Consider the following 5,813-nt stretch of genomic DNA (forward strand, 5'->3'; position numbering starts at 1 on the left):
GTTCCGCAGCGCGCGCGGCAGCGCCGTCACCACCGTCGCCACCAGGGCGGCGACCAGCAGCCACAGCGCCGTGCGTACCCCGACGGCCCCGCCGAGCGCGCCTCCGGCGAGCGCTCCGAGGACGCCCGCCGCCGCCGTACCGGTATGGACGGCGGCCATCGTCCCCCCGAGGGCATCCCCCGGGATGTCCCCGACGAGCGCGGTCGTCGCCGCCGCCTGGGCGACCGCGCCGCACAGGACGGTCAGACCGAGCCCCAGCGCCGCACAGCAGACGGCCAGCGGCAACGGGCCGTCCGCGAGCGGCAGGAGCGCGGTGCAGACCGCCGCGCACACGGTGGCGCGCGGCGCCATCCGGCGCGGGTCGCGCCCCGCCGACGGCTCCCGGCCGGGACGCGTGCCGGGCGCCAGCGCCCGCGCCGCCAGCACCGCACCGGCCAGAGCGGCGAGGCCGGAGGGGACGAACACCCAGCCGTAGGCCACGGGCGGCAGTTCCAGCGTCCGGAGCAGGAACGGCCCGGTGAGCGCCCCGGCGGCGGCCTGGGCGGCGGCCGGGACCAGCAGGAAGACCACCACCAGCGACCGGTGGAACGGGTGGCGCGCCAGGGTGGCGATACCACGCGCGGCCTCCCGTGCCGCGGCGAACGGAGGCCGGACCACCGCCGTGCCCACCACACGGTCCGGGGAGCGCAGCGCCACCAGCGAGACGACACCGACCAGATGGGCGCCCGCGGCGAGCGCGAGGGCGGGGCCCGCCCCGGACACGGCGACGGCGGGCCCCGCCAGCAGCCGGCCGAGCAGGCCCGCGCCGTACTGCCCGGCCTGGAGCCTGGCCCGGACCCGCCCGCCGCCGCCGGGGCCCAGCAGCGGGGCGAGATGGTGGAAGTAGACGGCGGTCGTGAACGTGGACAGCGCGCCGAGGACCGTGCAGAGCACGGCCAGCCAGACGACCGTGACCCGGCCCGGTCCGAGGGCGAGCGCCACCGCGCCGACCGTCAGGGCGGCGGCGCCGTCGAGCGCGACGAGGACGCGCCGGGGCCGTCGCACCCGGTCGGCGAAGGCTCCCGCCGGGAGCCCGAGCAGCAGCACCGGCAGGGAGGCACAGGCGCTGATCACCCCCATCTGGGGCGCGGAGGCGCCGAGGTGGACCACGGCCAGGATCGGCAACGTCACGGCGGTGACGACGGATCCGAAGGCGGCGGCGGTCTGCCCCCACCCGTACAGGGCGAGGTCGCGCTCGCGGGCGACGGCCTTCGCGCGGGTCCCGGGACCGTTCACCATGAGCCGCGCCGGGGGAGGCCGGACGCCGTGCTGGAGCACGGGTGTGGCGCGGGCCGCGACGGGCGCGGGTGCGCCGGGCGGAGACCGGGCGCCCACGCGGGTCGCCGCCCGGCCCATCCGCCGCCTTGGTCCCTCTCCCCGACCTCGGTCCCGCCGTTGTGCTCTCCGCGCTCCGGGCTCGCGCTGTGCGCGGTGTGCCTTCTGTGCGCTGTCTGCTTCATGGCTTCTCCAGGCGGACGGCGTGGGGGCGGGGGAGGCGATGGCCGGAGGCATGTGGTCGCTGGGCGTGCTTCCCAGGAGGCGGGCCCGGGGCACGGGTCCCCTGGCCCGGGCCGCGCGAGAGGCGTGGGACGCGGGCCCGGAGGAGGGGCGCCCCGCTCGCCGCCCAAGCCGCGCTCGCTCCCAAGCCGCGTGCGCCGCCCAAGTCGCGTTCGCTGACCTGGCACCGGCGTAGGAGCGGCCGTCCGTGGTGACGCGCTCTCCCCGTCACCACGGCACGCCGCCCGGGTGGTACCCATCCCCCGCGGGCGGCGCGCGTCCCCCTGGTGGCGCGTATCTCCCTGTGGTGCGTTCCCCCCGGGTCGCGTCCCGTCCGATGGAACCGGCCCGTGACGCGACCCCCTGGTGCCCGCGGTCCGGCGGGGCGTTCCCCCGAGAGCCGCCCCGCCGCGCCGACGCTGTTCCGCGCGGCTTCTTCACTCTGCTCCGACAGTAGGACGGGCCGATTCACAGACGCTCAAGAGGCGGTATGCCTCCGGTATCGCCGCAGCACAGCGCTGGGCGTGGAACCCGGGTGCCCGAAGAGTGGAAGCCCCTTGCGCCCCCGCCAACGGAGATTAATGATGAGACAGGCTCATATTCATATGAGCTTATGGAACGTGAGACCGTGTCGCGCGCCGCGGCCAGCCGTGCGTACCAGGTCGACGCGGCTCCTCCTCGACTCCCAAGGGGGTACAGATGGCGAGCGACGCCGGACCGGGCACCGCCGCTCTGCGGTTCTCCGTCCTCGGGCCGCTGACCGTGTACGCGGGCCGTGAACCGCTCCGGCTCGGACCGCTGAAGCAACGGTTGCTTCTCGCGTCACTGCTCTGCCGCCCGGGCCGCCCGGTCCCGGTGGACACGCTGACCGACACGCTCTGGGAGGACGCGCCACCACGCACCGCGCGCAAGAACCTCCAGGTGTACGTCTCCACCCTGCGCGGGCTCCTCGATACCGCCGGCGCCCCCGGGCGGCTGCTGTACCAGACGGGCGGCTATCTGCTCCATGTCCAGGACGATGAGCTGGACACCCTGCGCTTCCAGGGGCTGGTCCGTGCCGGGCGCGAGGCCCTCGGCCAGGGCGCGCCCGCCTCCGCCGCCCGGCTGCTGCGCGAGGCCCTGGACCTCTGGCGCGGCCCGGCCCTGCCCGAACTGCGCGGCTCCCGGGCGATCCTGGCCGAGGGCGAGCGGCTCGACGCGCGCCACCTTCAGGTGTACGAGGACTGGGCCGAGGCCGAACTGGACCTCGGCAACGCCGCACGGGTCGCCGACACCGTCGCCGACCTGGTCGAGCAACACCCCTTACGCGAGCGCTTACGGGCCATCCAGATGAACGCGCTGCGCGGTCTCGGCCGTCGCACGGAGGCGTTCGCGGTCTACGAGGGGCTGCGCCAACTGCTCGCCTCCGAGCTGGGACTGCGTCCGAGCGCCTCGCTCCAGGTGCTGTACCGGTCCCTGCTCGACGGCGCCGACCGGCCCTCCTCCCCGGGCCGCCCCGGCCCCGGCGGCCGTGGCGGGGGCCCCGGCCCGGCCCCCGGGCCCCGTACGCTGTTGCCGCCCCAGCTCCCCGACTTCACCGGCCGCCGCGACCATGTGCGCGAGCTGCTCGACTCACTCGCCCAGCCCGAACGCGCCCCCTGGCGCGCCGCCGTGGTCACCGGCTGCGCCGGGATGGGCAAGACGGCCACCGCCGTCCATATCGCGCACCGGCTGGCGGAGGTCTTCCCCGACGGCAGGCTGCTGGTGCGGATGCGGGACGCCGACGGGACGCCCCGCCCCTGGCCCACCGTCCTCGCCGAACTCGACCGGCTGGCCGGGACCGCTCCGCCCGCCCCCGGCACACCGGATCACGGCGACGATCCGGACGAGGCGGCGGCCCGCTGGCGTGGCCGCCTCGCCCACCGGCGGTTGCTGGTGGTCCTCGACGACGCCGCCGATGAGTCCGCGGTGCGGCCCCTGCTGCCGGAGACGGGGGCCAGTGCCGTGATCGTCACCGCCCGCCCCCAGCTCAGCGGGCTCGCCCCGGCCCATCGCGTCGCGCTCGGCGCGCTCGGTGAGGACGAGGCCCTGGACCTGCTCGGCGCCGTCATCGGTGCCGCCCGGCTGCGCACCGACCCGGCGGCGGCCCGCCGGATCGTCGTGGCCACCGGCATGCTGCCGCTCGCGGTCCGGGTCTGCGGGCTGAAACTGGCCGTACTCCGTCATCTGCCGCTCGCCGAGTACGCGGCGCGCCTCGCCGACGACCGGGCGCTGCTGGACGAACTCGCCGCCGGAGACATACGGGTACGTCCCCGGCTGGCCAGCGGCTGGCGTGATCTGCCGGAGGCGGGCCGGATCGTCCTCGGCGGCCTCGGGAACCTCCCCGGGCCCGATTTCACCCTCGCCGAGGCCGCCACGGCGCTGGCCTGCGAGACGGACGAGGCGGGCCGGAAGCTGGAGGCGCTGATGGACGCCGGGGTGATCGTCCCGCCGGACTGCGGCGCCGCGCCGCATACCCTGCGCTTCACGCTGCCCCGCCTGCTGCGTCTGTACGCGCGCGAGCAGAGCCGCTCCGCCGCGCCCGAACAGGGCCGGACCCCACGCCGACCGGGCGGTTTACCGGAATCGAACCGTCTGCTGGTGTCCGGTTAGGGAGGGGTACGGAGACTGGGGTCCCCCGGGCCTCGGCGCGGTGGCATCGGACACGCCGTGACGCGGCCGGAGGGTGTGGGTCACACCGGCCGTGCCCCGGACGCCCGCGCCGGGGTCGGGGGCGGGCGCCCCTCCTCGCGGCCCTTCTTCAGGGAGTGGGCCAGTGCGGCTCCGCCGTGCCGAAGAGGGCGGCGTACCCGCGGGGCAGGTCCGCCAGGATCAAGGTGAGCTGCCCGGGTGACACCGCGTCCACCAGCGCTGTCAGGACCACCTCCACATCCCGCCGCGCCTCCCGTGCCCCGCTCCCGGTCAGGTTCCCCACCCGGCGGCAGAACTCCTCCACCCCGTAGCGCTCCGCCGCCCCCGTCGGCCGTTCCTCCAGTGCCTCGGAGAGAAAGGCGGGCATCCGGTCGGCCAGCGCCCCCGCCGTGCCGGGGCCGAGACGAGCGGCGAGGACCGTCAGGACCGCCGCCACCACCCCTTCCGCCGCCCGCGTGTCCGTGAATCCGCCACTCTTCTGGACACGCGACAGGAAATGATCAGAGTTCATCGGGGTAATTGCCTCTCCGTGGTGCGGGAGTTTCGTCTGGGGTGTCATGACGCACCTCTGGACGGGCCCTCATGATCGCCGTTGTACAGGGGGCTGAGGAGTCGCGTCGAGGAGGCGTTCGGCGCGCGAAGGGCGCGTTGTGTGCGCCACGGCGCATTCACGGAATCCGGCATGGGCCGGGGGTGACTGTTTCTCCGGTAATTCCCCTGAAATTCCGGTGGATGGTGCGAGGAGAGCGCCGGAGAAATATCTATCGCACCATCATCAGGCAATCCGAATATATGACTTATCTGGTGGCGCGAGAAAGGGAGGCCATGGCCCTTCTGGGCAAGGTGGCTGAATTTCCTGCTTGTGAAGCAGGTCTTCACTGGTCACGCTCATCGGTGAGTGAGCCCAGGCGAGAGGCCGGCTCCGCAGTGAGGAGGAGGTGGGGCGGGAAGTGTTCCCCTTGGCGGAATTGCTTGCCGATTGCCTGCGTGACGCTCGTGAGAGCTCTGGTGTATTGGTTCCCGTCACTCCTGGTACAACCGCGTACGCACAAGCGCGTCAGAGTTTTGTCGCGGCCGGTCTCGCGGCCCTTCGAGAGGAAAGCCAGAGCGCTGGCTGGGTGCAGCTGAATGTGGCGACCGGTGCTCAGGTGCGGCCCGAGTTGTATGCGTTTCTCGGGGAGATCGCGCTGGAGGTCATCGGCTCGGGAACCGCCTCCAATTTCTTCTTCATGCATAAGCCTCCCGGGCTGCGGCTGCGATTCCAGGCGAGGGAGCCCGGGAGCCGTGAGGCGCTCTACGCCGAGCTGGCCGCCCGCCTCGGTGCCCGCTCCGGCCTGTTCGACACCCCGGTGCGCGGGATCTACGAACCCGAGAGCTATCTCTTCGGCGGCCCGCACGCCATGCCCTGGGTGCATGACCTCTTCACCGCGGACTCCCTGGCCTGGCTGCACCATCACGCCGAACGCCCCGCCCCCCTCGCCGACTGGCGGCTCTCCCTGACCCTGCTGCGGGATCTCCTCGACGGCCTGGGCATCGTCGGCTGGGAGCACCGGGGTGTGTGGGAGACCCTCCAGCACGAGGCGGGCCGCGCCCTCGGTGAAGGGCGC

Annotated in this window: 4 protein-coding genes; 2 read left to right on the forward strand and 2 right to left on the reverse strand. The window is 74.2% G+C overall.

The window, feature by feature from the left end; all coding sequences use genetic code 11:
* Nucleotides 1–1,278: MFS transporter (locus tag ACFVIM_RS31980; RefSeq protein WP_384308912.1), on the reverse strand; the 1,278-nt coding region annotated here is incomplete at its 3' end.
* 957 nt (nucleotides 1,279–2,235) lie between these two features.
* Between ACFVIM_RS31980 and ACFVIM_RS31985 the strand changes: the two genes are divergently transcribed.
* Nucleotides 2,236–4,167, forward strand: a complete 1,932-nt coding sequence (locus ACFVIM_RS31985; protein WP_384308916.1) for a BTAD domain-containing putative transcriptional regulator — start codon at nucleotides 2,236–2,238, stop codon at nucleotides 4,165–4,167.
* Between the two features lie 148 nt (nucleotides 4,168–4,315).
* On the opposite strand, the gene ACFVIM_RS31990 is transcribed toward ACFVIM_RS31985, so the two are convergent.
* Nucleotides 4,316–4,717: a DUF2267 domain-containing protein gene (locus ACFVIM_RS31990; RefSeq protein WP_384308919.1), complete on the reverse strand. Its 402-nt coding sequence runs from the start codon at nucleotides 4,715–4,717 to the stop codon at nucleotides 4,316–4,318.
* 607 nt (nucleotides 4,718–5,324) lie between these two features.
* On the opposite strand from ACFVIM_RS31990, the gene ACFVIM_RS31995 reads away from it, so the two are divergent.
* On the forward strand, nucleotides 5,325–5,813 hold a 489-nt coding region (locus ACFVIM_RS31995), incomplete at its 3' end, for a thiopeptide-type bacteriocin biosynthesis protein (RefSeq protein ID WP_384308922.1).

Origin of the sequence: Streptomyces sp. NPDC057638, assembly GCF_042800315.1 — a bacterium.
Lineage (GTDB): Bacteria > Actinomycetota > Actinomycetes > Streptomycetales > Streptomycetaceae > Streptomyces.

Bases quoted from the DNA above. Each gene is read 5' to 3' on its own strand.
- ACFVIM_RS31985 (WP_384308916.1), top strand. From the start codon at position 2,236: ATGGCGAGCGACGCCGGACCGGGCACCGCCGCTCTGCGGTTCTCCGTC.
- ACFVIM_RS31990 (WP_384308919.1), bottom strand. From the start codon at position 4,717: ATGAACTCTGATCATTTCCTGTCGCGTGTCCAGAAGAGTGGCGGATTC.